Source organism: Halomicroarcula saliterrae, assembly GCF_031624395.1.
GTDB classification, from domain to species: domain Archaea; phylum Halobacteriota; class Halobacteria; order Halobacteriales; family Haloarculaceae; genus Haloarcula; species Haloarcula saliterrae.
Map to the genome: position 1 here is coordinate 1 of NZ_JAMQON010000013.1, position 783 is coordinate 783.

General features: G+C 54.0%; 1 rRNA gene. It reads right to left on the minus strand.

Going from position 1 to position 783, the window contains the following annotated elements:
- Positions 1-690: ribosomal RNA gene (locus tag NDI56_RS21655) — 23S ribosomal RNA — on the minus strand; the annotation flags it as partial.
- Positions 691-783 lie beyond the last annotated feature (93 nt).

Consider the following 783-nt stretch of genomic DNA (forward strand, 5'->3'; position numbering starts at 1 on the left):
TGCCTCCCCCGATGCTCGGGTTAGACTTGCCATACAGACACACTCCCTGGCTCGTTTTTCAAAACGTACGATAGAACATCGGCTTCCCGTGAGTCTTACTGGACGCTCGCGCGTCGGTCATTCGTCAGGGGACCTTGTATGCCCTATCGCTCCATCGCCAACTGAGTTCATGCTCTATTTCACCTCCCGTCTGAGGGTACTTTGCAGCGTTCGTTCACACTACTTGTGCACTATCGGTCTCGAGGAGTGTTTAGCCTTAGCAGTCGATGCCTGCCATGTTCGCGAGGGATTTCCAACCCCCGCTACTCCGGAACTGACGCACGCTGTACTGACCTCACGTACGGGGTTGTCACCCTGTGTCACGCCCTGTTCCAAGGGACTTCTGTGAGATGGTCAAGCGATGAGAGTCAGTCCAAACACCACATTGGTCGTGAGACCTTCGGTTTGGGCTGTATCGCGTTCACTCGCGGTTACTGACGACATCACGTTGCGTTTTCTTGTCCTCCCGATACTAAGATGTTTCAATTCTCGGGGTTCCTCATTGCGCGAAGCAATTGTTGAAGAGATTCTCATTGGGAAATCCTGAGTTCTAAGCCTCCGTGCGGCTCCCTCAGGCTTATCGCAGCTTGGCACGTCCTTCTTCAGCTCTCGAGCCGAGCAATCCACCAGCTGGCATAGTAGCCAACGTCAATTGTGACTCGTTAAACTGAACGAGTCCAGTGGACGCCTGGATCGCACGTACACACGGTTTCATACTCGCCCCCAAGGTGGTAGATGGTGGGC